Genomic DNA, 26,809 nt, shown 5'->3' with positions numbered 1-26,809 from the left:
TTAAAAAGGAGAAAGTTTGAAAAAAATACATAGCAGTTTGTGTGTTGCTTTATTGTTTGCAATAACACCGGATTTATCATTTGCTACTACGCAAGCTTTGTATGAAAAATCATCGTCAGCTTATATTATAAAAAATCATTCTTTTGAAAATCAAAATTTATATGATTATTCAAAAGATGTTTTTATCAAACTTAATGGAAAGAATTATTATGGAATTAAAAATAGTCAAAAAGACATTGACGGAGCAAGATTAATATATAATAATTTTGGTATATTAACTCCAGATATTAAAGATGAAGATATTGTTAGTGTGTTAAACACTATGGCTTTTATGAATACGCGTTCTAATATTTTTTACATTCCCTTTATTGTAACAGGTTTAAATCTGAAAAAAAATGTTAAAAATAGTCAGCTTATTTTGGAAAATGGTGAATTATCATCAGTGTATTATATAAAACCTAAAAATGTAAATAAAGAATTTCCAAAAGGTGTTGAAGATGCTTATAGATTTATAGTTAGCCCTGCTTTTGTAAATTATGCTAATGCTGTAAATAACTCACTTATAGTTAAAAATTCTTATATTAATATGGGTGTAGAAAATACTGAAACATTTGCATTGAATGGTGCTCCTTATGTAGCAGGTTCTATTGCTCTAAATGGCATGGTAGATTCAAATAAATTGAGTTTTGAAAAAGGTTCTAGGATAGGTTTATATAACACTCAATATATTACAAATTATGATGGTGCGCAACTTTATGATCGTAGGATACCTCATCTTTTTGGCGGATTTGCTACAGATGGTGATGTAAAAAATAACTCAATTGTTTTTAATGGGGTTGATTTTATAGTGCATGGAAAAAAGAATGAATATTTTGCATCTAGCACTATTGAAGCTTATGGTGGATTGGCTAATGTAAGTACAAGTGAAAATTTTAATGCTATTAATAATAAACTTATAATTAATAATATTAATCTAGATTTGGAAGTGGATAAAACAAAAAACCCTAGTTTTTATGATGCTGTTTTATTTGGAGAGTTTTTTGGAGGAAAATCTGTAAAAGGAAATGCTCTTAAAAATAAAATTTATGTAAGAAATCTTAATACTATAGGAGAATTAAATAAAAATTCTAAAGTGCAAGCTTCTATGAATTTTTATGGAGGTTTTGCTAGTAATGGTCAAGCAAATGAAAATCATGTAGAATTTGACTTTAAAAATCCATTTAAAATTAGTGATAATTTTTCAGGAAAAAATTATTTTAGATTATATGGTGGTTATGCAACAAAAGGAGCAAATGGTAATATTATTAGTATAAAAAATAATCTTAATGAAGAATTGGTTCCGCAAAACTATAAAGATGAACTTGTGGTGTATGCAGCTAGAACCTTAAGTGGTAATGCTAATGATAATAGTATTAATATTGAAAATTCTTTAATTTCTCTTCCTTTATATGGCTTTATAACCAAAAAAGTCACTATACAAGATCATGTTTATACACCTGAACAAGCAAATGGAAATAAAATCTCACTAAAGGAAATTAAATCATCAAAAAATTTAAGCTTTTTAATCGAGGCAAAAGAAGTTAATGATAATAAGATAACTTATAATTTAGTGCAAAGTCTTTCTGAAAATAGTTCTTTAGATAGAGGCTCAAAAATAGTTATAAGAGCAGATGAAAAAGCAAGTGGTAACTATATATATTTAAAAGATTATTCTTCAGCTGCTAAAGAAAGTGCTGTTGTCATTGGAGCTACTAATGAAAGTTCGTATAATAAAGTCATACTAGAAAATGCTACATTTGGAACTTCTTCAGATAAAAGAGAAGGGTATTTACATTTAATAGGTGGTGTATCTAAAAACACCCATCACAATATAGTAGAAATTTCTAATATTAACATAGATGAGTATAAAAATAAAAATGCTGTGTTTATTGCAGTATCTGCAGTTTTTAAAGATGAATATAAGGAAAGTAAATCTTACGATAATACTTTATATTTAGGTGGTAATTTTCTTACTTATGAAAATGATAGTATGAACTGTATTAGCGGTACAATACTACATGAGCATGTTGGAAAAAAAGTTTATAATCATATAGCCCCACATTTAGAAAATTTATCTAAAAATAATCATCTAATATTAGACGTTGCTTATGTTGGCACTGAAATGGTAAATAATTTTGAAGATTTTACTTTTGTAATATCTAAAAACACTCAAGCAAATCAAGCGATATTACATATTAGCAACGAACCTTTAAATCTTACTTTATCCGGAATTTTTAAAGTTCTAGCAAAAGATAATTTGACACTAAAAAACAAAACATTTAAGCTAGTGCAAAGCGATAAAGGCTTTGTAGATGAAGATGGTAAAAGCTTAAGTGAATATAGACTCAATAAATATCTAAGTAAAATGTCCTCTAATGTAAAAGACATATATTATAAACAAATAAAAAACTTAAAAGGTTTTAATGAAGTTAAATTTAGTTTAGAAGCTTCTAAAGATCTAAAAACTATTTATGTGAAATTTAATTAAATAAGGAGTTAAAGCATGAAACAAGTTGGAAAAAAAATATTTCTTTCTACTATAGCATCATCTTTAATATTTTCTCCACTAATGGCTTTACCTAGTGGAGGCAAATTTACTCATGGAACTAGTGGTAGCATTATTACTAATGGTAATAATATGAGTATTACCGGAAAAACAGAAAACGGTAATCATGTTATCCAATGGGGTGGTGGATTTAATATAGGCAAGGGTGAAAGTGTAAAATTTACCACTAGTGGTCAAAATTATCTAAACATAGCTTATCAAAAAGATGCATCTAAAATTTTTGGTTCTTTAAATGGTGGGACTAATAATATTTATTTAATTAATCCTATGGGTGTAGTGATAGAAAAAGGAGGTAGTGTTACTGCAAATAAATTTGTAGCTTCTACTACTCCATTAAATGATGGGCAGGTTAATAAATTTTTATTACAAGGCTCAAAATTCTCCCCGGTATTTGATGTAAACAAAAAAGGAAATATAATTAATCTTGGAACTATTAATGCAGATAATATACTTTTAATAGGTAATAAGGTTGAGATAGGTGTTGGTGGTAAGATAAGAGGTCAAGATGGTTTAAAAAATGCTAAAGAAGCTCATTTGGTTGGAAATTATGTTTATGTAAATGTTGGTAAGGAAAGTGATGGAAACACCATTAAAGTAGATAAAAATGGCTTAAAAGGAACAGCTATCAAAGAAGGATATCTACAAAGAGATATGACTAGTTTTGCGGCAGATAAATATGAATTTGGAGATTTTGGAACCATTTTTAAAGCTTCTTATGATGGTAAAAATAGTGTGGATTTTACAAAAGCTGTTACTATAGGCGGATGGTATAATGATAATAATGCTTTAAACCACAATAAAAATGCAAACGAGTGGAAGCTTTTTGCAGATGGATGGAATAGTAATGAATTAACAGAAGATATTTTTAAAGATGGACTTACTACTATAAGATTGATCAGTGATATTGACTTTACAGGGTTTTCTCTTATAGATCCAGTGGGTGCAAATAAATATGCCTTTAGTGGAGTTTTTGATGGTGGTGGTTATACTTTAAAAAATATTAAAATAAAAGCTCAAGATAGCTCTACCGGATGGAATACGGGATTATTTGGAAAAGTAGAAGGTAAAAATGGGCAAAAAGCTAAGATATATAACTTGAATGTTGATGGCTTAAGTTTTTCTGGTACAACTAATATAGGTGGAGGTTTTGTTGGACAAGCATCTTATGCAGAATTTGACAATATCCATTTAAAAAATTTTGAACTGCTTGAGTTTACGGATAATAAATATGATGATGGCGGAAAACTTTATGCTGGAGGTTTTGTAGGATGGGCTAAAGAAGGCTCTTCTTTTAAAAATATTACAATGGATAATATACAAGGTATAATATTAACTCCAGCTGGAACCAGTTCAAAGGAAAACAATATATACGTTGGTGGATTTGCAGGACTTGTTGATGGTGCGTATTTTGATAATATTTTACTTAATAATTTCGGGAAAATTCATGCACGTGCATATGAAACAGCAGCTTATATTTTTGCTGGAGGATTTGCGGGCTTTGCTAAAGATAACTCGTCGTTTAATAATATTACATTGAATAGGATAGGATTTTCTAAGCCAATAAACAATCATCAAAATAAAAATGATTATGGTTATGGTATTTATGCTGGGTATGATTTTGAAAAACCCGTAATTGGAAATAATTGGAATATAGCTGCTGCTGCTGGTGGTTTTGTAGGTGGTTTAAGTGGCGAAGGTTTATTTTTTGAAAATATAGTTTTAAATAATATAGGAGATATAGAGGCAATTTTAAAAGAAGCTCATTATCAGTATCCAGCACATTCTGGAGCAGGTGGGTTTGTTGGTATGATTTATAACGATATTGCATTAAATGGCGTGGATAAAAAAATATTTGACGCGAAATTTAATAATATTTATTTAAATTTTAACGATGTTATGAGTATTAGAGCAGATGGCGGTTGTGTAAATGGCTCTTTTGGACAATGTATATTTTATATGCCAAATTATGCTGGTGGTTTTTTAGGTGGTGTTAGAGGGCAAAATGAGAACCAACAAGGAGGTAAATTTAGTAACAATTTTTCTATGAATAATATCTATCTTCAATTTAGAAATGATGTTACTATTAATGTAGCTAATCAAAATGGAGAATGGGCTAGAGGTATATTTGCTGGATGGTTGAATGAATCAAACTTTGCTAATATTCATAATGTAAATGCTTATTATGAGAAACGTCTGCCTCATCAAATTAATAATACAGGTTTTTATGGAGATTATTGGGATTATTATCGATTTTTTAAAAGTGATAGAAAATTTGAATTGTATGAATCTAGCAATAGGGATAAAATATCTTCAGGTATTTATAATGCACTAAAAAATTCTGGTTTAGAATATAATGACAAAGGATATTATACTTATTATAGTGAAAAAATTACTACACCAAATATTCCTGATTTAATTTCTCCTTCTATAGAAAAAAACGATTTTGATCCTGCTATGCTTCAGTATATTTTAGATGATATTATGAATGGACATTATACCTATAATACTAAAACAGGCAAATGGGAAATTGTAGGCGGAAATGAAAACAATGAAATTGATCAAAGTGTTGATTTTTTAAATACATTTTTTGCTAATGGTGCTATAGGGGATGAATTCTTTAATCTTTGGAAAGATGATAGTTTAGAATCTTATAAAAAATTTAAAGCAGCCTATGAAGTTTATACAAACAAAGAGACTATAAAACAAAAAAAAGAAGAAGAAGTAAAAAATGCTCAAGGTAATTTTAATGATGCTTATAGCGCTTATCAAGCTGCCTTAGCTGCTTTGATACGAAAAATTAATGATTATAATAAACTTAATGAACAAGGTATAACAGATAATTTACAATCAACTTATGATTCTATCTTAGCTGATATTAAAGCACTTGATCAACTATACTCTAACTTAATGGGTTCTTATGATAATTTAAAAAGCAATGTTTTTGTTAAAAATGACATTAAAGAAGTTGGAGGATATAATGGATATAACGGCTCATATGAAATTTTAGGTAGTGTTAATTTACCTATTAAAGGATTATTACCAACATTTAATGAGCCTGGAAAAGGAGGAGGAGGTGAAGATCCAACTGAACCAGAAGTTAAACCTAATATTCCAAAACCTGATCATAACTTAGTAAAAATTGCTTATTTTGAAGATGAAGAAAAAGAAGAAAAAGAAGAAGCAGAAATAGGCGAAGCTAGTGCAGATGCGGGTGGAATTCGTTGTATAGTAAGCGATGAATCTAAAACTATGAATGTGTGTATTACAAGAAAGAGATAAGAGCATGAATAAAAAGATATTTTTTATAAGTTTAATCACAGCCCAAACTTTATTATGGGCTGAATCTGATGAAACAAAAGTTAGAAAAATGATAGAATTATCTCCTCATTCATCTAATCCTCAAGTTAAAAATTTAAGCAATAGTTTAAAAAACAAAGATCAAGCTATAGAGTATAAACAAGAAAAAGAAATAAAACCACAAAGTCAATCTCAAGAAAATGCTAGTTATATTAAAGATTTTATTTTGCATATAGATAACGAAGGTGAGACTTTTGAAAAATTAAAAATCAATAAAGCAGATATTTTACAAGTTCTAGAAGGTTATAAAAAACAAGAACTTAATCTTCAAAATTTAAAAGATATCACAAATATCATTTCTTATATGTGTCAAGTTAGTGGTTATCCATCAACTGTTGCTTATATACCACCACAAGATTTGAGTAATCAGGTAGTTCAGGTGAATATTGCATTTGGTACTTTGGGGAAATTTATCATAAAAGATGAAGAATCTTTAATTTCATCTTATGCTATAAATAGTAAGTTAAATGAAAGCTTAAAAGGAAAAATTATAACTACCAAAAAGCTTGAAGATGCTATTTTTAGAATTAATGAGATGTATGGTATAAAAACATCAGCAACATTGCAATCTGGAACTGAATATGGCCAAAGTGATATTGTTGTGAAAATAGAAAAAGATGATCCAGCTAGTTTTTTGTTATATGCAGATAATTATGGAACTAAATCAACTGGAAGGTATCATGCAGGGGTAAGTGCCAGTTTTAATAATCTCTTTAAACAAGGAGATAATTATAATTTTTATCTACAAAATAGCGATGAGCAGCAAATTAATTTTGGGGCAACTTATAGTACTTTTTTAGGAGATTTAAAAATTTCTCCAACTATCTCAAAAGGTTCTTATATACTTGCTGGAGAAAGATATGAAGGTTTAGGTGCTTATGGAACTTCTTTAAATATAGGAGTTAATTTTTCTTATCCTATGTTTTTAACACATGAAGCTTCATCATATTTAATTTTTGGAATTACACACAAACAACTGCAAGATTACTATTTTGATGGTAGTTTGGGTTTTAAAAAATACAGTGTTGTAGGTAATGTTGGAACACAAGGAACTTATAGAGGAATTCCAAATAATTCCTTCAGCTACACTTTCAATGTGTTTTATGGAAATGTAGATGACGATGGAGGTAGTATAACTTTAGCAGGACCTGAATTGGGTCATTTTGGAAAAATAAATCTAGATGTTAATAATGAATATTATCTACACGAAAAACTTACTCATTTGTTTAGTTTTAGTTATCAAAAATCTATAGGAGGATCGATACTAGATAGTAGCGAAACTGCTTCTATAGGTGGTCCTTATGGGGTAAGAGCTTATTTAGAAGGAGAGGGCAGTGCGGATAATGCTATAAAAGCTAGTTTCGGAATAAGATATGAAACTCCTTTGTCAGGATTTTATATTACACCTTTTTATGATATAGGATATTCTTGGTATGAAAATAGCGATAATTATATAGATGATCATTATTTTATGGATGCGGTAGGACTTGAGTTGTTATATCTAAATCCTGGAAAACATTATATAAAACTAGATGGAGCTAGAGCTGCTCATAAATACAAATACGATGGAGAGCATAGAGCTAGAATTTATCTTAGTGGTGGGGTGTATTTTTAAAATTTAAAACTTTAAAATATAAACTATAACTTTGCTATAATTATACTTTATATTTTAGAGGTGTAAATGAATAAAATTTTATTATTAGCTGATGGAGTTTATGCGAAAGATTTTTTAAAGAAAATTCATAGCAATAAAACTTTCAAAGAGTCTTTGAGTGTTGTTTATTATAATGATGATAGTGTGGATTTAAGCTTAGAAAATGAACAAATCTCTTTTTATAAATTTGATCCTACGAGTTTGATTAAGCTAGAAAATTTATTAAAAGAAAAATTCCATCAAGCTATCATTTATATGCAAGAAGAAGCTGATATGCTAGCTTGCTATAAAAATTTAAGAAAATTACACCCAAGATTAAATATAGTTATCATGGATTTATGGAATACTCAAATTGATGATAATTTTTGTGAAGTGATTAATATCTATGATACTTTAAGCACGAGATTAACAGGCTGTTTGGATAATATGCCATCAACTGCTCAATTTATAGGACTTGGGCAAGGTGAGATTATGGAGGTTAGAATTCCTGCAGGATCAAGCTTTGCTTATAGGCATATAAGTTCTATTAGTCAAAAACGCTTTAAAATTGTAATGGTTTATAGAAATAATGAATTTATTTTAGCAAGACCTGGTCTTATTTTAATGCCAAATGATAGCATTTTAATCGTAGGCGATCCTAAAGTTTTACAAAGTGTTTTTACTAATGTTAAAACAAGCTTAGGACGCTTTCCATCGCCTTTTGGGGATAATATACTTTGTATTATAGATATGAAAAAAATGAGTGAGTTTGCTATAGAAAAGCTTATTTTTGCAAGCTTGCTTTTGCATATAAGGATTAATAGTAAAAAGCTTTATTTTAAAGTGATTAATCCTACTTTAAATCCTATGTATTATAAACTTAAAGCCTTACATAAAAATAGTACTGAAGTGATATTTGACTTTGAAAGTACAAATATAAAAAACATTAAACCTTTTGTGGAAAATACTAGCATAGGTTTGCTGGTGATGGAGGATTATCTTTTTGAAAAAGAAAAAAGTTTTCTTTTTACTTTAAAAATTCCTGTGTTAAAAGCAGGTAAAGGGGATTTTGCGGACTTAAAATCATCAGTAGTTTTAAGCTCAAATTTTGAAGATGTAGAGGGTATTGCTTCTATTGTGCTTGATTTAAATAAGCAAATTCAACTAGGACTTGCTTTGTATTATTATGCTTTAAAATTAAATAAAGCAGAAATTTTTGAATATCATCAATATTTTGAAAGTCTTTCAAAGCTTCATGATGAAAAATTACTTTTGATAGAAGAAAAAGAACACAATCCTATCAATAAATTTTCTTACAAGCAAAATGTATTGCATTTTGTACCATTTAATGAAAAAATTTTAGGTAGTAATTTTAATAAAATTTTAAAAACAGATTTAAATACGATATATTATAAGATGAATAAAAATTATCAATTATTTATACCATCGCTGTGAGAAAATAATGCAAGTTAAGGTAAATTTAGATAAAAATACAAGTTATAATGTCTATATAAATGAACTAGAAGAGTTGAATTTTGATACTAAAGTAGTGATTTTAACTAATGAATTAGTTGCAAAATTACATTTAGATACACTTTTGAAAAAAATCCATGCTAAAGAGCTTTTTGTTATAAAAATCAAAGATGGTGAAGAGTATAAAAATTTACAAACTATAGAATACATCTTAGATCAAATGTGTACTTATAAGCTAGATAGAAAAAGCTTGCTTATAAGCTTTGGTGGTGGTGTGATCTCTGATATGGGTGGTTTTGTAGCAAGCATATATCAAAGAGGGATAGAATTTATTAATATCCCTACAACTTTACTAGCTTGCGTGGATGCAAGTGTGGGTGGTAAAACCGGAGTAAATAATAAATTTGGCAAAAACTTAATAGGCGCATTTTATCAGCCAAAAGCAGTCTATTGTGAGAGTAAGTTTTTGAAAACTTTACCTTCAAGAGAATTAGCTGCTGGTATGGCTGAATTTATTAAAATGGCTGTGGTTTTTGATGAGGAAATTTTATCTTTTTTGGAAAATTTAGACGAGAATAAATTTTTAAACGCTAAATTAGATGATATTGTCTTGGCTCAAATCATTCAAAAAAGCATAGAACTTAAAGCTAATGTGGTTTCGCAAGATGAAAAAGAAAATGGTTTAAGAATGCTTTTAAATTACGGTCATACCTTTGCTCATGTTATAGAAAATCAAACAGAGTATAAAAAATATTTACATGGTGAAGCCGTGGCTATAGGTATGAATATGGCAAATATTTTAGCATTAAATTTAGGGTTATTAAATGAGCAAGAATATCAAAGGGTGCAAAATTTACTTGTGAGATTTAAATTGCCCGTATCTTATAAAATTCCAAATATACACGATTTTTATAATGCTTTTTTCTTGGATAAAAAAACGCATTATCAAAAGATCAATTTCATTTTAGCTTGCGGCTTGGGAAAAGCTTGCATAAAAAATGATATATCTAAAGAAGATATTTTACACGCTTTAGAGGTGTTTGCATGAAAAAGTTTTTTTTGATTTTATGTTTGCCTTTTGTGTTGCTTTTAGCGCAAGATGATGTAAAACATTTAGAGCAAAAATTAAATGAGCTACATAATAATCTAGCATACAATACTTGGGTGATTAAATATAATAATTTTAATATTTATAAAAAAACCCAAGATGAGATTTTAGCTTTAGAAAAAGAAAGTTTAAAGGCTAATGAACGCAATAAAAGCATTATAGAAAGGCAAATTTTAATCTTAAAAGAAAGATTAGAGCTTTTAAGTGAGTATAAAAGTGCAAATTTTTCTAAGATGGTTTTAGCACCTGAAGAAGTCGATAAGATAGACAAGCTTACCAATCCTTTAGCTATTATTTCAGCATATTCGCACATAAAAAAACTAAGACGTGATAAGGAAGAGTATATTAATCTTTTAAATAGTTTTAAGCAAACCTTAGATGAGCTTATAAAAGAAAATGTTTTGGTAGCTGAGATAGCTAAGTTAGCTCCTAGTAAAGAATATGATGAGTACTTGAAAGCTTCTAATCAAATGGTAAGGGATTTCTCGCAAACCTTACGTTTTGGAGAAATTTCTTATTCTGTGTATGAGAAAAAAATCCAAGAAGAGATTGAAAAAACAACTGCTTCTATTAAAATTCAAGGTGTAAGAGCTTTTAATATAGTTTTGGCTATTATTATTGTTATAGCTATAGCATTTTTACTCAAATTTATAGCTAGAAAATACATAGGCGATAACGATCGTTTTTATACAGCAAATAAAATTATTAATTTTATTAATATTAATGTGATTATTTTAATTTTGCTTTTTGGTTATATTGAAAATATCAGTTATTTGGTTACTGTACTTGGGTTTGCTTCTGCTGGTTTGGCTATTGCTATGAAAGATATGTTTATGTCTATGCTTGGTTGGTGTGTGATAGTTTTTGGTGGGAGTTTTAGAGTAGGTGATAGAGTTAGAGTTTTTCAAAATAACACGCATTATATTGGTGATATAATTGATATTTCATTTTTGAGAATAACTTTATATGAAGATATTTCTTTGCTAACTTATACAGATAATAGAAGAAGTGGTAGGATAATTTTTATACCAAATAATTTTATTTTTACTAATCTCATATCAAATTATACCCATCATGGAATGAAGACAGTTTGGGATGGACTTGATATTACTTTGACTTTTGATTCAAATCATCAAAAAGCTTTAGAGATAGTAGAAGAAATTGTCACAAAAGCTTCTAAAGGCTATACAAAGTTAGCTAAAGAATCCATGAGTAAATTAAGAAATGAATATAGCATTAGAAATCCTAAAGTAGAGCCTAGATTTTTTACATTTTTAGAAGGTTATGGTATGAGAATTTCTGCTTGGTATATGACAAATTCTTATGCGGCTTTGATTTTAAGAAGTAATATTAGCAAAGAAATAATTAATGAATTTAATAAACATCATGATATAAAAATAGCTTATCCATCGCAAAATTTATATATGGCAAAACATGAATTTATAGAAAATAAGGAAGATATTTGAAAAAAAAGGTATTTTTTAAAACTTTTGGTTGTAGAACCAATATTTATGATACGCAATTGTTAAAAACCTACATTAAGGATCATGATATCACACAAAATGAGCAAGAAGCTGATGTGATAGTGATAAATTCTTGCACAGTTACAAATGGTGCTGATAGTGGGCTTAGAAGTTATATTAATGGTGTAAAGAAAAATGGAGTTAAGGTTATACTTACAGGTTGTGGTGCTGTAAGCAAGGGAAAGGATTTTTTTGATAAAAAAGAAATTTTTGGAGTTTTAGGAGCTTCTAATAAAGATAAAATTAACGAGTTAATCTCACAGGATAAAGCCTTTTATGAGCTTGGAAATTTACGCTTTATTGATACAAAAATCGTAAGTAATTATGAAAATCACACTAAAGCTTTTGTAAAAATTCAAGAAGGATGTGACTTTGCTTGTAGTTATTGCATAATCCCAAGTGTTAGGGGTAAATCAAGAAGCATGCCAAGTGAGGAAATAATAAAACAAATCAAACTTTTGGCTCAAAATGGTTATAGTGAAGTAGTTTTAACGGGTACTAATATAGGAAGCTATGGTTTAAAAGATAAAACTACACTTGGAAAATTATTACAAGAAATAGGTAAGATTAATGGCATAAAAAGAGTAAGGCTTGGGAGTTTGGAGCCTGCTCAAATTGATGAGAGTTTTAAAGAAATTTTAGATGAGCCTTGGCTTGAAAAGCATTTACATATTGCTCTGCAACATACTCATGAGAAAATGCTACGTATAATGCGCAGAAGATCACATACACAAAATGATTTAGCATTGTTTAATGAGTTAAGTCAAAAAGGTTTTGCTTTAGGAACAGACTTTATCGTAGCGCACCCTGGAGAAAGTGAATTAATATGGCAAGAAGCTTTAGAAAATTTCAAGCAATTTAAACTCACGCATATTCATGCTTTTATTTTCTCACCGCGTGATGGAACGCATTCTGCTTCTATGAGTGAGCGAATTAATGGTGAAATAGCCAAAGAAAGATTAAATATTTTAAAAGATATAGTCGCACAAAATAATTATGAGTTTAGAAAAAATCAAAAAGGTACTTTAGAAATTTTAGTAGAAAGTAAAAAAGATGATTTTTATGAAGGCTATGATCAATTTTTTAATAAAATCAAAATTACAAGCAAAGAAGATATTGCTAAACAATGGATAAGTATTGAAAAATATGAATGCAAAGAAGATTGTAACTATGTAAGGCTAGAGGATGAAAAATAAAAAGATTATCTTAGCTTCATTTTTATTGCTTTGTGTTTTTGTAATAGTTGCGTTTATAAAAAATCAACCTGATTATATTAGTAAAGCTGCTTATGAAGAGCTTTTAGAGCAAAATTTGATCCAAAAAGCCATAGTAGAAAATAATGAAATATTATTAAAAAGCAAAGAAGGAAATTTTTTAATTGCTAAGGATGTAGTGGATTTAAATGCTTTGTGGCAAAAAATTCCTTTAGAATATGCTAAGGATTATAATTTAAGTGAGTTTTTTTTGATCTTTATTTTGCTTGCTTTTCTTGTAAGTTTTTTGCTCTTTCTTAATAAAAAAAATAAAGATAGACAAAATTTACTTTCTTTAGAAAAAAATATTTTAGAAAAAAATGAACAAAATAACACTATACAAGATGTAGTAAGTGAAGTTAAATTTAAAGATGTAGCAGGGGTTGATGAGGCTAAGGTAGAGCTTTTAGAAATCGTTGATTTTTTAAAAAATCCTCAAAAATATAAAGATTTTGGCGTGAAAATGCCAAAAGGGGTTTTGCTAGTAGGTCCTCCTGGGGTGGGTAAAACATTGATAGCAAAAGCAGTAGCAGGCGAGGCTGGGGTGCCATTTTTTTATCAAAGTGGGGCTAGTTTTGTAGAAATTTATGTAGGTATGGGCGCAAAAAGAGTTAGAGAGCTTTTTTTAAAAGCTAAATCAAAGGCTCCAAGTATCATTTTTATAGATGAAATTGACGCAGTTGGTAAAAGTAGGGGAGATTTTTCTAATGTAGAAAGAGACAATACTCTAAATCAACTTTTAACTCAAATGGATGGATTTGAAGATAATAGTGGAGTTATAGTAATGGCCGCTACAAATAAAATCGATCTTATGGATAATGCGTTATTAAGATCAGGGCGTTTTGATAGAAGAATTTTTATATCTTTGCCTGATTTTAAAGATAGAATGCATATTTTGCAAAATTATATGAAAGAAAAAAAATCTAGTGTAGATTTAGAAAAAATTGCAAAAGCTAGTGTGGGTTTTAGCGGAGCAGCTTTAGAGACTTTAGTTAATGAAGCGGCTATTAATGCTATAAGAAGAAAATCAGATTTAATAGAAGAAAATGATTTTTTTGCAGTGCTTAATAAGGTTTTAATGGGTAAAAAAAAGATTTTCTCTCTAAGTGATAAGGAAAGAAAAATTCAAGCCACATACCAAGCAGCTAAAGCTTTGTGCGCTTTTTATTTTGATGTTAAATTTGAAAAAATTACTTTGATAGAGGATAGATTTAAAGAGTATGAAAATACCATCAAATCAAAATCAGAATTGCTAAACAAAATAAAAGTTTTTCTAGCAGGCTCAGTTGCCATGGAGCTTATTTTTAATGAAAGCTATACTAATGCACAAAGTGATCTTTTAAAGGTTAAAGAATTGCTTACTTTCATGGAAACTTTTGCTATGGCAAATGAGGGTTTATTGCAAGAGCAAAAGCAAGAAGTGAAAGAATTTTTAGAATTAATGAAAGAAAAAGTAGTGAGATTAGCTAACATTCTTTTAGAAAATGAAAAAATAGAAAAACAAGATGTAGAAAAAATCATAATGGAGTAAAAATGGTAAAAATAGGAATTTTAGTACTTTCAGATAGAGCAAGTAGCGGAGTTTATGAAGATAAATCCGGAGTAGAGATAGAAAAAATTTTAGATTCTTATATAAAAAATGAAAAAAGTTTTTATTATGAGCTAATTCCTGATGAGTATGATTTAATCATAGAAAAATTAGCTTATTTGGCTGATGAAGTAAAATGTGATTTGATTTTTACTACAGGAGGTACAGGGCCTGCTTTGCGTGATGTGACACCAGAAGCAACACAAGCAGTGTGTGATAAAATGCTTCCAGGTTTTGGGGAGTTAATGCGTGCAAAAAGCTTAGAATATGTACCAACAGCTATACTTTCAAGACAAAGCGCGGGTATAAAAGGAAAATCATTGATTGTTAACTTACCAGGTAATCCAAAAGCTATAAGAGAATGCATTGAGCCTATATTTCCTGCTATACCTTATTGTGTGGATTTAATAGGTGGAGCTTATATTGAAAATAATGAAGAAGTAATTTCTGTATTTAGACCAAAGAAAAAGTAAGTCTAGCTAGACTTACTTTGAGGTTTTATAACCTTGCGATAAAAGTGCGTTCATACCGCCTTTTAAATTAGTAACTTCTATGCCATTTTGATCTAGTAAAGCAGAAGCTTTAGCGCTTCTTGAACCACTTCTACAAACTATAGCGATAGGTTTGTCACTTGAAATCTTTTTAATTTCCTCGATGAAATTTTCATTTAAGCTACCATCTTCATTGTAAAAGCTAATTTTAATGGCATTTTTTATAGTACCAGTTTGCGCCCATTCGCTAGGTTTTCTAACATCAATTACTTGATAATTTTCTAAAATTCCTGCGTTAATATCAATATTTTTAACTTCTGCTAAAACAAAACTAGCACAAAGTGCCAAAGATAAAAATATTTTTTTCATAATCAACCTTCTTTTGTTGCTTCATAACCTTGTGATAAAAGCGCTACCATGCCACCATCTAAATTAGTGCATTCTATACCTAGAGCATCTTCTATCATCATAGCAGTGTGTTTGCTTCTTGAGCCTGTAGCACATACAAAGGCTATATTTTTATTTTGATAATCTACTTTTTCTTTAAACTCTTGGATGAAATTTTCATTCATAAAGCCATTATCATCGCAAAGTGCGATGAGTATAGCTTCTTTTATAACCCCGCTTTTCCATTCGCTAGGAGTTCTTACATCTATAATGCAAAATTCGTGTAAAATATCTTTAGAAATAGCTATATTTTTCATTTTTCTAAAGCCTTAGAAACGATTTTGCTTAAAGCATTGTTAAATTCACTAGGGTTGTCTATACCCATACCTTCGCTAAGTTTAGCCATATTTAAAAGAATATGTGCCATTTCATTAGCTAAGGTATCATTTTCTTTTAAGGCTTTTAAAATTTCATGATTAGGATTAATTTCAAGTATAGGTTTAACTTGTTGTTCTTGCCCCATTTGTTTAAGAATTTGTTGCATAGCAAAATCAGGTTTATTTTGATCATAAACAATACAACTTGGACTATTTGAAAGTCTTTGGCTAAGTTTTACTTCTTCAACTTCATCTTTTAAAACTTCTTTTATTTTGATGAGTAAGCTTGCAAATTCAGCCTTTTGTTCTTCGCTAGTTTCTTCACTAGCTAGATGGTTAATAGCACTAAATTTTAAGCCTTCAAATTCATTCATCATAGGCATAACTATGGTATCAATTTCCTCATCAAGCAATAAAACATTGATATTTTTTTGTTTATAGCTTTCAAGTAATGGAGAATTTCTTAAAAGTTTTTCATTTTTTCCGCTAATATAAAAAATTTCATTTTGACCTTCAGCTAAGTTTTGTTTATACTCTTCAAGATCAATTAATTCTTCTTTATTTGAGTTTTTAAAGTATAAAAGCTTAGCTATAGCGTCTTTATTTTCACCAAAACCATATAAACCTTCTTTTAAAACTTTTCCAAAGTTTTCATGGAATTTAAGATAGTTTTCTTTATCTTTTTCTTTGAATTTTTTAAGTTCTGCTAGGATTTTTTTAACACTTGCTTCTTGAACGCTTTTTAAGATTTTATTTTCTTGCAAGATTTCGCGACTAACATTAAGCGGTAAATCTTCTACATCAATAATCCCGCGTACAAATCTTAAATAAGTTGGTAATAATTCTTTATCATCATCGCTTATAAAAACTCTTTTAACATAAAGTTTTAAACCACTTTTATAATCTACTCTATATAAATCAAACGGAGCTTGCGCAGGTATAAAGAATAAAGAATTATACTCTATAGAACCTTCAGCTTTTGTGTGGATATAAAGCATAGGTTTGTTTGAGTCATGAAAGTTTTGCTCATAAAATCTTTCATAATCTTCAGCTTTTAAGCTTGCTTTATTTTGTCTCCATAAAGCACTTGCTGTGTTAATTTGAGTGTTTTTTAATTCTTTTTTAGGTTCTTTTTCGCCTTCTTCTAGTGGTAAATACTCTTCTTTTTCCATAAAAATAGGAAATTGTATGTGATTTGAGTATTTTTCTACTATACTTTCAATGCGGTATGAGTTTAAAAATTCTTCATCTTTTAAATGTAAGGTTATGCAAGTGCCTTGCTCATCTTTATTTGCATCTTCTATTTCATAACCACTAGCATCAGAAGTCCAAAGATAAGCTTTATCATCTAATGCCTTTTTGCTTAAAACTTCTATTTTAGAAGCCACCATAAAAGCAGAGTAAAAGCCTACACCAAATTGTCCTATAAGTTGAGAGTCTTTTTTGGCATCACCACTTAAGTTTTCTAAAAAGCTTTTTGTACCACTTTTGGCAATGGTTCCAAGATGATTGATCAAATCTTCTTTATTCATACCTATACCATTATCGCTTATGGTTAGGGTTTTTGTTTCTTGATTGAAGTTGATTTGAATTTTTGGCTCAAATTTTAAATTTTTATAAGCATCATCACTCACGCTTAAATAACTAAGTTTGTCAAGTGCGTCGCTTGCATTAGAAATAAGCTCTCTTAAAAAAATTTCTTTGTTTGAATACAAAGAATGAATCATAAGTTGTAAAAGTTGATTAACTTCAGTTTGAAATTGCATTTATATCTCCTTTATTTAAAAATTAAAAAACCAATCCATACTGCCAAAAGACAAAGGATAATATTTAAAATAATATTTAGAAAAAAGTGAAAATAATCACCACTTTGCAAAAATAGCAAATTTTCATAAGAAAAAGTTGAAAAAGTCGTAAAAGCACTTAAAAAACCCGTACTAATTAAACTTTTAGTAAAAATATGCACGCCTTTAGAGTTTGCATAAGAAAAAAACAAGCCCATTAAAAAAGATCCTATGATATTAACAAGTAAAGTACCATAGGGAAAATCATGTGGAATGATTTTATTAAAAAAGCTACTAGTAAGCATTCTAGATATAGCCCCTAAAAAGCCACCAAAACCTACAGCCAAAACCGTACCAATCAAGCTTTTGACCTTTCGTTATCTAGGATTGCTTGCATTTTTTCTCTAGTTTGCTCAAGCCAATCATCTTTACTTGTATCAACAAGATCAAGAAATACTACTTTTAAAACACCACTCTTTGCGCTAAAGTTTTGCGTGTCCAAAATTTTAGCTGAATCAACAATTACCACAGGTTGGACTTTTAGATTAAGTTTTTCACTTAAAATTTTAGCTCCAACTTTGAATTTTAAAAGTTTTTGTGTTTTAGATCTTGTACCTTCTGGAAAAATAGCCAAAATTCTATCTTCTTTTAGTCTTTCTTTAGCCTCTTTTAAAAGTTTTACTAGACCCTTTGGGCTTCTATCTATACAAATAATTTTAGGTTTTTTAATCAAAGTTTTAAAAACGGGGAGTTCACCAAGTTCTTTTTTTGCTATCCAAGATATATTTTTTGGGCATAAATCTTCCAAAACAACTATATCTAGCAAGCTTTGGTGATTGATTAAAAGTAAATTAGCTTGAGGGTGTATAGAACCTTGGGTTTGGATTTTATAATTTATTACATATTTTTGTAGTTTTGACCATGCTTTTCTGATTTTCCAAATTTTTTCTTGTGATTGTAATAATAAAAAGACAATACATAAAAATATAATAGATAAAATAAATTCAATCCAAAATATTAAAGCTTTAAATCTTTGATAAATCTTCACTTTTTACCCAGCCTATTTTTCCATTATTAAATAAAATTTTTTTATATTCATCTCTTGAATCTAGTACTTCTACTTCTTGTTTATATTTTCCAGAATAAAAATGAGTTGAGTTTAGAGTTGGTAAAATTTGTACTTTACTTTCAGCTTTTAATATAGCTTTATATATGTTATTTTGGGCTAAAAAACTTGCTATTAAAGCTAAAATTGCTAAGCCTAAAGCTACGTAGCTTTTCTTAAATACAAACCATAAAGCAAAAATACCACACAAGCTCCACAAAAACACTTGTTTGTAAAAATTAAAATCATTAGTTTTTGGATTTAAATCACTTTGTGTGCTTATACTATCTTCTTTAAGTTCTATTTTTAAGGAAAAATCTTTTAGTTCTTTAGAATTTAAATTAAAATAAGAAAAATCAAAACGCGTTTTGCTTTTATCTAAAATAGCATAATAAAATCCACTTTGTTTTTCAAAATCGCCTTTAATAGCCTCTACACCTTGTTTTTGAATATCTTTTATATTAAAACTTGCTAGGTTTGTGTTTTCTCCTGCAAGTTCTATAAATAAAATCATATTATCATTATCAAAATGGCTTGCTTTTACTTGTTTTACTTCTAAATTACTTGCAACTATGTGTGAGTATTTGTTAGAAGGAGCGTCGATTTTTTTAAGTCTAATAGGTTTTATAATTAGTGATGAGCTTTGAAAAATATGATCATTTCTGCTTAAAGAAACGACGATTTTATTTAAATTGGCATTTAAACTTTTTGCTTCAAACCATAATTTTGTGTGATATGAATTAGCTTTTTGCTCCCAAATAGGATTAGGATTAATCCAAAGCATATCGTCATTTTTTTCAAAGCTCACATTTAAATCAAAACTTACATTAGTTGTGGTGATAACCTCAAGATCTATAGCAAAAGCTTCATCTATATAAGCTTCATCAGTGTATTCTTTTGCATTTAATACTAAAGAGCCCTGAGGAATAAAATTTTCATCATTGACTTTACTTTCATAATTACTCTCATCGCTTGGAGCGATGGTTTGATAAATTTGCTTAGCTTGATCATCTAATTGATTGTAATTTTTTTCTAAGGTGTTGTAATCTTCAAAAACACTGTTTTCTTGAGCATATAAATTAAGTGCTAGTAAAAAAATACAAAAAACTTTGAAGGTTTTTAGCAATTTAAAAATCCTTCAAACATTTTAAGTCCTACTTTTGAGCCAAGTATATCATCACACATTCTTTCAGGGTGTGGCATAAGTCCAAAGACTTTTTTATTCTCATCACAAATTCCGGCTATATCGTTTAAAGAGCCATTTGGATTATTGATATATCTTAATAAAATCATATCTTTATCTTCTAGCATTTTAATACCATCTTCGCTATTAAAATAATTTCCTTCTCCGTGAGCAATAGGTAATTCTATAATGTCATTTTTTTGGAAATTTTTCAAAAAAGCATTATTGTTTGATACTACTTGCAATGCTTGCATTTTAGAAATAAAACTTAAGCTATTATTATGTTTCATAGCTCCCTTTAAAAGACCAAGCTCTAATAAAATTTGAAAGCCATTGCAAATACCTAGGACATAGCCACCTTTTTGCACATGTTCTTTAAGTGTTTTCATAGCAGGAGCAAGTTTTGCAATAGCTGCACATCTTAAATAATCTCCATAAGAAAATCCACCTGGTAAAACGATTAAATCTGCGCTAAAATCTTGTCTTTCATGCCAAATGATTTCAGTTTTTACGCCTAGTTTTTCAAAAGCATAAGCTGTATCAAACTCGCAATTAGTTCCAGGAAAACGAATAATAGCTACTTTCATAATATTATCTCATAATCTTCTATCACAGTATTTGCAAGTAATTCTTTGCACATTAAATCAACTTGTTTTAAAGCTTCTTCTTTATCATCACAAGCTATATCAAAACTAATTTGTTTTGAGGTTTTAACATTTGCTATGTTATTAAAATCTAAAGAATGCAAAGCCTTTTCTATGGCTTTGCCTTGAGGATCTAAAACCCCATTTTTAAGTGTGATATTTACAGTTACTTTCATTATTTTTCCTAACTTAAAATTCTTTTTAATACTTCTTCATAGGCCATTTTTACATTGCCTAAGTCTTGTCTGAAGCGATCTTTGTCTAATTTTTCATTAGTTTTACTATCCCAAAATCTACAACTATCAGGGCTAATTTCATCAGCTAATATCATATTTCCTTCACTATCAATACCAAATTCTAATTTAAAATCAATCAGTCTTAATCCTTTAGATTCAAAGAATTTAACTAAGATAGAATTAATATGTCTTGCGGTGTTTTTGATTAATTCTAAATCTTTTTCACTTTTTACTAGATTTAAAATTAAACAATGTTCATCATTGATAATAGGATCACCCAAATCATCATTTTTATAACAAAACTCAACTACAGCAAAAGGTAAAATTGTACCTTCTTTAATGCCTAATCTTTTTGTCAAAGATCCCGTAGCTACATTTCTAGTAATAACTTCAATAGGTATAATATTGCATTTTTTAACAATTTGTTCTTTATCGCTGATAGTTTCTACTAAATGTGTTTTAATCCCTTCTTTTTCTAAAAGATGAAAAATTTCAGTACTAATTTTACAATTTAATGCACCTTTTCCTGCTTCATTACCTTTTTTTTCTGCATTAAAAGCAGTTAAATCATCTTTAAATTCTGTGATGAGTAAATTCTCATCATCAGTTTTAAACATTTTTTTACCTTTTCCCTCGTATAAAAGATCTAGTTTTGTTGCCATTTTACTCTCCTTTTGTGATGTTTAAAATTTTGATTGCGTCAATTGCTGTTTTTAGTTGTATATCATTATCAATTTGTTCTTTGGTGATGATATTTTTGTCTTCTTTGTTATCTTTTTTCTTTTCTTGATGTCCGATTTTATCAAGTTCAGCTTGTAGGTGTTTTTTTAGATCGCTTTCTTTGATTTCAAAGCCATGATTTTCTTCTTTACTTACTTTTCCTGGGAATACTTCTATATCAGGACTAACCCCGACAGCTTGTATGGTTCTACCACTTGGTAAATAATATTTTGCTATAGTAAGTCTTAAGCCTTCTTTACCTTTTTCATCCATAGGTAATATAAGTTGCACACTACCTTTTCCAAAGGTTTTTTCACCCACTATAATAGCACGTTTAAAATCTTGTAAAGCCCCACTTACAATCTCACTTGCACTAGCGCTACCACCATTTACAAGCACTACTAAAGGTGCGTTAGTGATTTTTTTACTAGGATTTGCTTTAAATTCTACATTCTCACTTTCTATTTTTCCTTTTTGTGAGACAATGACTCCTTTATCTACGAAAAGATTTACCAAACCTACAGCTTGATTTAAAATACCACCCGGGTTAGTTCTAAGATCTAGTATAATTCCTTTTACATTAGAATGTTTTTTGATAGCTTTACTAGCTTCATCTACGACATTTTTATCAAAATTAGTCACTCTTAAATAAAGCAAGTTTTCATTTTCGATTAATTTTGTATAAACACTATCTACTTTTATAATATCTCTTTTTAAATTAACATCAAATGGTTTTGCATCGCCTTTTCTATAGATAGTTAGAGTAACCTTTGTCTTAGGTTCTCCGCGCATTTTAGAAACAGCTTCATTTAAAGTCATACCTAAGGTTGATTCGTTATTGATTCTTAAAATAATATCATCAGTTTTAATGCCTGCTTTGTCTGCTGGGCTTCCTTCTATAGGGGCTACAACACTAATTGCTCCATCTTTTTGCGTAATAGTAAAGCCAAGTCCTCCAAATTCTCCATTAGTTTGTTCTTTAAGTTCTTTATAGCCTTTTTCATCTAAGAAAGAAGAATGAGCATCTAAATTTGTTAGTAAACCTGCTATGGATTTATCAACTAAATCTGTATAATTAACATCATCAACATAGTATTGTTCTATGATAGACATAGTTCTTGTGAGTTTAGATAAAGCTTCTATTTTCTTTTCTGCTTCACTAGGAGCGGGGTTTTTAGCTTGTAAATTCGTAAAAATAAAAGAAGCAGTTACTAAACTACAAATGCTAGCTGCGATAATAAGATTTCTTTTTGTCTTCAAAGGAAAAACTCCAAAATAAATATGAATTCATAAAATAATTATCTAATTTTAGTTATTTTTGCTTAAAAAATCGTAAATAAAGTAAATATTTTTATGATATTAGTGTGTATATATAAAAAATTATTTATAAATATAACTAAATAAACTTGACAATAATAGACTAAAGTTATATAATACACTTCATATAAAAGTAAAAAAGGAGTAAAAATGGCAAATATACAAGATTTTTTAACAGATTCTATGCTTTCAAATATAGAAAGTGCGATTTCTTTGGCCATTCATTCTAAGAATAGTGAAATAAAACCTTTGCATTTATTATGGGCTTTAAGTGTTGATAGTTCAAGTTTACTAAATCAAGTTTTTAATAAATTAAATGTTTCTAAAGAGGCATTTGAGTTAGAAGTAAAAAGTAAAATTTCATCTTTTCCTACTAGCTCAAATGTAAATAAAGATAATATTAAATTTTCAAATGAATTTATTAATTCTTTAGAAAAAGCAAAAGGCTTGGCTTTAGAAAACAAAGATAGCTATTTGGCTGTGGATATGTGGCTTGTTTCAGAAAGTACGAGTGGGGTTATTAAAGAACTTTTATCTAAATTTGTAGATTTAAATGAGTTTAAAAAAGAATTAGAATTCATTAGAGCAGGAGCTAAAATAGAAACTAAAACAAGCGATGAAACGCTTGATTCTTTGTCTAAATTTGGTATTGATTTGACTATGAAAGCTAAAAACAATGAACTTGATCCTGTCATAGGCAGAGAAGAAGAAATTCAAAGATTAATGCAAATTTTAATCAGAAAAACTAAAAATAATCCTATTTTATTAGGTGAACCAGGAGTAGGAAAAACTGCTGTAGTAGAAGCCTTAGCACAAAGGATAGTTAAAAAAGATGTTCCTACTTCATTGCAAAATAAAAAAGTCATAGCCTTGGATATGAGTGCTTTAATAGCAGGAGCAAAATACAGAGGTGAATTTGAAGATAGATTAAAAGCTGTTGTAAATGAAGTAATAAAACATAAAAATATAATTTTATTTATAGATGAAATTCACACCATTGTAGGTGCGGGTGCAAATGAAGGAAGTATGGATGCGGCAAATATTTTAAAACCTGCTTTAGCAAGAGGTGAGCTTCATACTATAGGTGCTACAACCTTAAAAGAATATAGAAAATATTTTGAAAAAGACGCAGCTTTACAAAGAAGATTTCAACCCGTAAATGTAGCTGAGCCTAGCGTAAATGAAGCTTTGGCTATGCTTAGAGGTATAAAAGAAAAATTAGAAATTCATCATAATGTAACTATTAATGATAGTGCCTTAGTAGCAGCTGCAAAGCTATCTAAGCGTTATATAGCTAATAGATTTTTACCTGATAAGGCGATTGATTTAATTGATGAGGCTGCAGCAGAATTAAAAATGCAAATAGAAAGTGAGCCAAATTCACTAAGAAAGGTTAGAAAGCAAATTGAAAGTTTGGAAGTAGAAAATGAAGCTTTAAAAATGGAAGAAAATGAAGCTAATGAAAAAAGATTAGAAGAGATTAAAAAAGAATTAGCAAATTTAAAAGAAGAGCAAATTAAACTTAATGCCAAATTTGAAAATGAAAAAGCAGTATTTAATGGCATAAGTGCAAAGAAAAAAGAAATCGATACTTTAAAAAATGAAGCTATTTTAGCTAAAAACAAAGGAGATTTTCAAAAGGCTGCTGAAATAGAATATGGCAAAATTTTAGAGTGTGAAAAAGAGGTATTAAATTTAGAAGAAAAATGGAAACAAATGACCCAAGAAGGAGTTTTGCTTAAAAACCAAGTAGATGAGGATTTAGTAGCTGGTATTTTAAGTAAATGGACAGGTATTAGCGTGCAAAAAATGCTTACTTCTGAAAAGCAAAAATATTTACACATTCAAGAGTATTTGCAAGAAAGTGTCATAGGACAAGATGAGGCTTTGAGTGCTTTGGCCAAAGCTATTAAGCGTAATAAAGCAGGGCTAAATCAAGCAACTAAACCTATAGGAAGCTTTTTATTTTTAGGTCCAACTGGAGTAGGTAAAACAGAAAGCGCAAAAGCTTTGGCTAAATTTTTATTTGATGATGAAAAAGCTATGGTGCGTTTTGATATGAGTGAATTTATGGAAAAACATAGCGTATCAAGACTTTTAGGTGCACCTCCAGGATATATAGGGCATGAAGAAGGCGGGGAGCTAACCGAAGCTGTTAGAAGAAAGCCTTATAGTGTGATTTTGTTTGATGAAGTAGAAAAAGCTCATAAAGATGTATTTAATATACTTTTGGGAATTTTAGATGATGGTAGAGCTACAGATAGTAAAGGTGTAACGGTTGATTTTACTAATACCATTATTATATTAACTTCTAATATAGGTGCAAATTTTATCATGGAGTTAAAGGGTGAAGAAAGAGAAAAAGCTATCAAAGAAGCCCTTAGAAGCTTTTTTAGACCTGAGTTTTTAAATCGTTTGGATGATATTATTACTTTTAATCCTTTGGGAGAAAGTGAAGCTGAAAAAATAGTTAAATTGCTTTTTAATACCTTGCAAAAAAGTCTTGAAAATAGAGGTATTAAAGCAAGCTTGAGCGATAATGCTGCTAGGTTAATAGCAAAGGTTGGTTTTGATGTTGATTTTGGTGCAAGACCATTAAAAAGAGCTTTATATGACATGGTAGAAGATAAATTAAGTGATATGATATTATCGGATGAATTAAATGAAAACGATGAGATTATTATAGATTCTAAAGATGATGAGATTATCATTGTTAAACAATAAGCAAGTGCAATACTTGCTTATTTTAGAGTAAAAATCTCCTAATTAGCATTAAATTGTAAATGCTTCGTATATTTGTTTAAAAAATTATTATTTTTTATCTATTCTTAACAATAAATGTTTTAAAATCTTTAATGATATTTCTATTATTTAAGGAACAACAAATGAGTGATTTAGATATTTTTAATCGCCGTTTAGACGCATTAGAAAAACTTCCTCTTTTGAAAAATGAGATTTCTATCTCTAAAGCCTTAGAGCAATCAGGTTTTTCAAGAAGAGATTTTATGAAATGGGCTAGTGCAATGACTGCATTTTTAGCACTACCTGCTAGCTTTACTCCAGTAGTTGCAAGAGCTGCTGAGCTTAGTGATAGACTTCCAGTGATTTGGCTTCATATGGCTGAATGTACAGGATGTTCTGAGAGTTTATTAAGAAGTGATGCTCCTACTATTGATAGTTTAATTTTTGATCATATTTCTTTAGAATATCATGAAACTATAATGGGTGCAGCAGGTTGGCAAGCTGAGCATAATCTTGAAGCTGCTATGGAAAAATACAAAGGTAGATATATCTTAATGGTAGAAGGTGGTATACCAACAGGTGCTACAGAAAACTTTTTAACCATAGGACCACACGGTAAAACAGGAAAACAAATAGCACAACAAGCTTGTGATAATGCTTTGGCTATTTTTGCTATAGGTACCTGTTCAGCTTTTGGTGGTATTCAAGCTGCTAGACCTAATCCAAGTAATGCTGTAAGCTTAAGCAAAGTTACAAATAAAACAGTTATTAATGTTCCAGGCTGTCCTCCAAGTGAGAAAAATATTATAGGTAATGTGATTCATTATATATTGTATCAGACATTACCAGCACTTGATGCTTACAATAGACCAAAATGGGCTTATGCTTTAAGAATTCATGATCTTTGCGAAAGAAGAGGACGCTTTGATGCGGGTGAGTTTGTGCAACAATTTGGTGATGAGGGAGCGAAAAAAGGATATTGTCTTTATAAAGTAGGTTGTAAAGGACCTTATACTTTTAATAACTGTTCAAAAGAAAGATTTAATCAACATACTTCATGGCCGGTACAAGCTGGACATGGTTGTATAGGTTGTTCTGAACCGGATTTTTGGGATACTATGGGACCTTTTGAAGAAGTGATGGCAGGAAGGTTATTTGATACTGTTTATGGCTTGGGTGCGGATAGTATTTCAGATAAAATAGGTATAGGTGTGCTTTGTGTAACAGGTGTTGCTGTTGCTGCGCATGCTGTGATTGCTTCATTAGAAAAGAATAAGGATTAA

The 26,809-nt window shown here is 29.3% G+C and carries 21 protein-coding genes; 11 read left to right on the top strand and 10 right to left on the bottom strand.

Annotated elements, in window-relative coordinates; all coding sequences use genetic code 11:
* Positions 1-16 precede the first annotated feature (16 nt).
* The 9 genes from L8V82_RS01845 (at position 17) to mog (ending at position 15,013) form a co-directional block, all read left to right on the top strand.
* A complete protein-coding gene (locus L8V82_RS01845) occupies positions 17-2,527 on the top strand; it encodes a hypothetical protein (RefSeq protein WP_263723799.1) in 2,511 nt (836 codons plus the stop codon).
* Positions 2,528-2,542: 15 nt separating this feature from the next.
* Positions 2,543-5,884: a filamentous hemagglutinin N-terminal domain-containing protein gene (locus L8V82_RS01840; RefSeq protein ID WP_263723798.1), complete on the top strand. Its 3,342-nt coding sequence runs from the start codon at positions 2,543-2,545 to the stop codon at positions 5,882-5,884.
* Positions 5,885-5,888: 4 nt separating this feature from the next.
* Entirely contained in the window at positions 5,889-7,577 is a 1,689-nt protein-coding gene (locus tag L8V82_RS01835; RefSeq protein ID WP_263723797.1) for a ShlB/FhaC/HecB family hemolysin secretion/activation protein, read from the top strand.
* A 66-nt stretch (positions 7,578-7,643) separates the two neighbouring features.
* The gene (locus L8V82_RS01830) at positions 7,644-9,050 is read left to right on the top strand and encodes a COG3400 family protein (RefSeq protein WP_263690480.1); all 1,407 of its coding nucleotides are present in this window, start codon (positions 7,644-7,646) and stop codon (positions 9,048-9,050) included.
* A 7-nt stretch (positions 9,051-9,057) separates the two neighbouring features.
* Positions 9,058-10,116 (top strand): 3-dehydroquinate synthase, encoded by a 1,059-nt coding sequence (gene aroB / locus L8V82_RS01825; RefSeq protein WP_257938721.1) that lies wholly within the window; start codon positions 9,058-9,060, stop codon positions 10,114-10,116.
* Positions 10,113-11,642 (top strand): mechanosensitive ion channel domain-containing protein, encoded by a 1,530-nt coding sequence (locus tag L8V82_RS01820; RefSeq protein ID WP_318529665.1) that lies wholly within the window; start codon positions 10,113-10,115, stop codon positions 11,640-11,642. The genes aroB and L8V82_RS01820 overlap by 4 nt, the downstream gene beginning before the upstream one ends.
* Positions 11,639-12,895, top strand: coding sequence for a tRNA (N(6)-L-threonylcarbamoyladenosine(37)-C(2))-methylthiotransferase MtaB (mtaB, locus tag L8V82_RS01815; protein WP_263723796.1), 1,257 nt, complete (start codon positions 11,639-11,641; stop codon positions 12,893-12,895). The genes L8V82_RS01820 and mtaB overlap by 4 nt, the downstream gene beginning before the upstream one ends.
* Positions 12,885-14,483: an AAA family ATPase gene (locus tag L8V82_RS01810; RefSeq protein WP_047208242.1), complete on the top strand. Its 1,599-nt coding sequence runs from the start codon at positions 12,885-12,887 to the stop codon at positions 14,481-14,483. Before mtaB ends, L8V82_RS01810 begins: the two co-directional genes overlap by 11 nt.
* A gap of 2 nt (positions 14,484-14,485) precedes the next feature.
* Positions 14,486-15,013 (top strand): molybdopterin adenylyltransferase, encoded by a 528-nt coding sequence (mog, locus tag L8V82_RS01805; protein ID WP_047208243.1) that lies wholly within the window; start codon positions 14,486-14,488, stop codon positions 15,011-15,013.
* 12 nt (positions 15,014-15,025) lie between these two features.
* Here mog and L8V82_RS01800 read toward each other — a convergent pair whose 3' ends face one another.
* Genes L8V82_RS01800 through L8V82_RS01755 form a run of 10 tightly spaced genes read right to left on the bottom strand, consistent with a single transcriptional unit; the run spans position 15,026 to position 22,727 of the window.
* On the bottom strand, positions 15,026-15,400 hold the full coding sequence (locus L8V82_RS01800) for a rhodanese-like domain-containing protein (RefSeq protein ID WP_039618177.1): 375 nt from the start codon (positions 15,398-15,400) through the stop codon (positions 15,026-15,028).
* Positions 15,401-15,402: 2 nt separating this feature from the next.
* A complete protein-coding gene (locus L8V82_RS01795) occupies positions 15,403-15,735 on the bottom strand; it encodes a rhodanese-like domain-containing protein (RefSeq protein ID WP_039628276.1) in 333 nt (110 codons plus the stop codon).
* Complete coding sequence (htpG, locus tag L8V82_RS01790; RefSeq protein WP_263723795.1) at positions 15,732-17,561, bottom strand: molecular chaperone HtpG; 1,830 nt, start codon at positions 17,559-17,561, stop codon at positions 15,732-15,734. Before htpG ends, L8V82_RS01795 begins: the two co-directional genes overlap by 4 nt.
* Before the next feature lie 11 nt (positions 17,562-17,572).
* Complete coding sequence (gene crcB / locus L8V82_RS01785) at positions 17,573-17,941, bottom strand: fluoride efflux transporter CrcB (protein WP_263723794.1); 369 nt, start codon at positions 17,939-17,941, stop codon at positions 17,573-17,575.
* The gene (locus tag L8V82_RS01780; protein WP_263723793.1) at positions 17,938-18,627 is read right to left on the bottom strand and encodes a lysophospholipid acyltransferase family protein; all 690 of its coding nucleotides are present in this window, start codon (positions 18,625-18,627) and stop codon (positions 17,938-17,940) included. The genes crcB and L8V82_RS01780 overlap by 4 nt, the downstream gene beginning before the upstream one ends.
* On the bottom strand, positions 18,605-19,810 hold the full coding sequence (locus tag L8V82_RS01775; RefSeq protein ID WP_263723792.1) for a hypothetical protein: 1,206 nt from the start codon (positions 19,808-19,810) through the stop codon (positions 18,605-18,607). The genes L8V82_RS01780 and L8V82_RS01775 overlap by 23 nt, the downstream gene beginning before the upstream one ends.
* Positions 19,804-20,454, bottom strand: coding sequence for a phosphoribosylformylglycinamidine synthase subunit PurQ (purQ, locus tag L8V82_RS01770; RefSeq protein WP_257396888.1), 651 nt, complete (start codon positions 20,452-20,454; stop codon positions 19,804-19,806). Before purQ ends, L8V82_RS01775 begins: the two co-directional genes overlap by 7 nt.
* On the bottom strand, positions 20,451-20,687 hold the full coding sequence (purS, locus tag L8V82_RS01765) for a phosphoribosylformylglycinamidine synthase subunit PurS (protein WP_039618190.1): 237 nt from the start codon (positions 20,685-20,687) through the stop codon (positions 20,451-20,453). The genes purQ and purS overlap by 4 nt, the downstream gene beginning before the upstream one ends.
* Positions 20,688-20,695: 8 nt before the next feature.
* On the bottom strand, positions 20,696-21,409 hold the full coding sequence (gene purC, locus L8V82_RS01760) for a phosphoribosylaminoimidazolesuccinocarboxamide synthase (RefSeq protein WP_039618192.1): 714 nt from the start codon (positions 21,407-21,409) through the stop codon (positions 20,696-20,698).
* A gap of 1 nt (position 21,410) precedes the next feature.
* Entirely contained in the window at positions 21,411-22,727 is a 1,317-nt protein-coding gene (locus L8V82_RS01755) for a S41 family peptidase (protein ID WP_047208249.1), read from the bottom strand.
* Between the two features lie 207 nt (positions 22,728-22,934).
* Between L8V82_RS01755 and L8V82_RS01750 the strand changes: the two genes are divergently transcribed.
* Together L8V82_RS01750 and L8V82_RS01745 are read left to right on the top strand one after the other, a co-directional pair.
* A complete protein-coding gene (locus tag L8V82_RS01750; RefSeq protein ID WP_263723791.1) occupies positions 22,935-25,508 on the top strand; it encodes an ATP-dependent Clp protease ATP-binding subunit in 2,574 nt (857 codons plus the stop codon).
* A gap of 161 nt (positions 25,509-25,669) precedes the next feature.
* Entirely contained in the window at positions 25,670-26,809 is a 1,140-nt protein-coding gene (locus L8V82_RS01745) for a [NiFe] hydrogenase, small subunit (protein WP_039628286.1), read from the top strand.

It is taken from the genome of Campylobacter sp. IFREMER_LSEM_CL2151, assembly GCF_025771725.1.
Lineage (GTDB): Bacteria > Campylobacterota > Campylobacteria > Campylobacterales > Campylobacteraceae > Campylobacter_D > Campylobacter_D lari_C.
This window is presented reverse-complemented; position numbering and strand designations above follow the sequence as displayed.

Excerpts from the sequence above, each read along its gene's own strand:
- L8V82_RS01840 (WP_263723798.1), top strand. The coding sequence starts at position 2,543 with ATGAAACAAGTTGGAAAAAAAATATTTCTTTCTACTATAGCATCATCT.
- L8V82_RS01835 (WP_263723797.1), top strand. The coding sequence starts at position 5,889 with ATGAATAAAAAGATATTTTTTATAAGTTTAATCACAGCCCAAACTTTA.
- L8V82_RS01830 (WP_263690480.1), top strand. The coding sequence starts at position 7,644 with ATGAATAAAATTTTATTATTAGCTGATGGAGTTTATGCGAAAGATTTT.
- aroB (WP_257938721.1), top strand. The coding sequence starts at position 9,058 with ATGCAAGTTAAGGTAAATTTAGATAAAAATACAAGTTATAATGTCTAT.
- L8V82_RS01820 (WP_318529665.1), top strand. The coding sequence starts at position 10,113 with ATGAAAAAGTTTTTTTTGATTTTATGTTTGCCTTTTGTGTTGCTTTTA.
- L8V82_RS01810 (WP_047208242.1), top strand. The coding sequence starts at position 12,885 with ATGAAAAATAAAAAGATTATCTTAGCTTCATTTTTATTGCTTTGTGTT.
- mog (WP_047208243.1), top strand. The coding sequence starts at position 14,486 with ATGGTAAAAATAGGAATTTTAGTACTTTCAGATAGAGCAAGTAGCGGA.
- L8V82_RS01800 (WP_039618177.1), bottom strand. The coding sequence starts at position 15,400 with ATGAAAAAAATATTTTTATCTTTGGCACTTTGTGCTAGTTTTGTTTTA.
- L8V82_RS01795 (WP_039628276.1), bottom strand. The coding sequence starts at position 15,735 with ATGAAAAATATAGCTATTTCTAAAGATATTTTACACGAATTTTGCATT.
- htpG (WP_263723795.1), bottom strand. The coding sequence starts at position 17,561 with ATGCAATTTCAAACTGAAGTTAATCAACTTTTACAACTTATGATTCAT.
- purQ (WP_257396888.1), bottom strand. The coding sequence starts at position 20,454 with ATGAAAGTAGCTATTATTCGTTTTCCTGGAACTAATTGCGAGTTTGAT.
- purS (WP_039618190.1), bottom strand. The coding sequence starts at position 20,687 with ATGAAAGTAACTGTAAATATCACACTTAAAAATGGGGTTTTAGATCCT.
- purC (WP_039618192.1), bottom strand. The coding sequence starts at position 21,409 with ATGGCAACAAAACTAGATCTTTTATACGAGGGAAAAGGTAAAAAAATG.
- L8V82_RS01750 (WP_263723791.1), top strand. The coding sequence starts at position 22,935 with ATGGCAAATATACAAGATTTTTTAACAGATTCTATGCTTTCAAATATA.
- L8V82_RS01745 (WP_039628286.1), top strand. The coding sequence starts at position 25,670 with ATGAGTGATTTAGATATTTTTAATCGCCGTTTAGACGCATTAGAAAAA.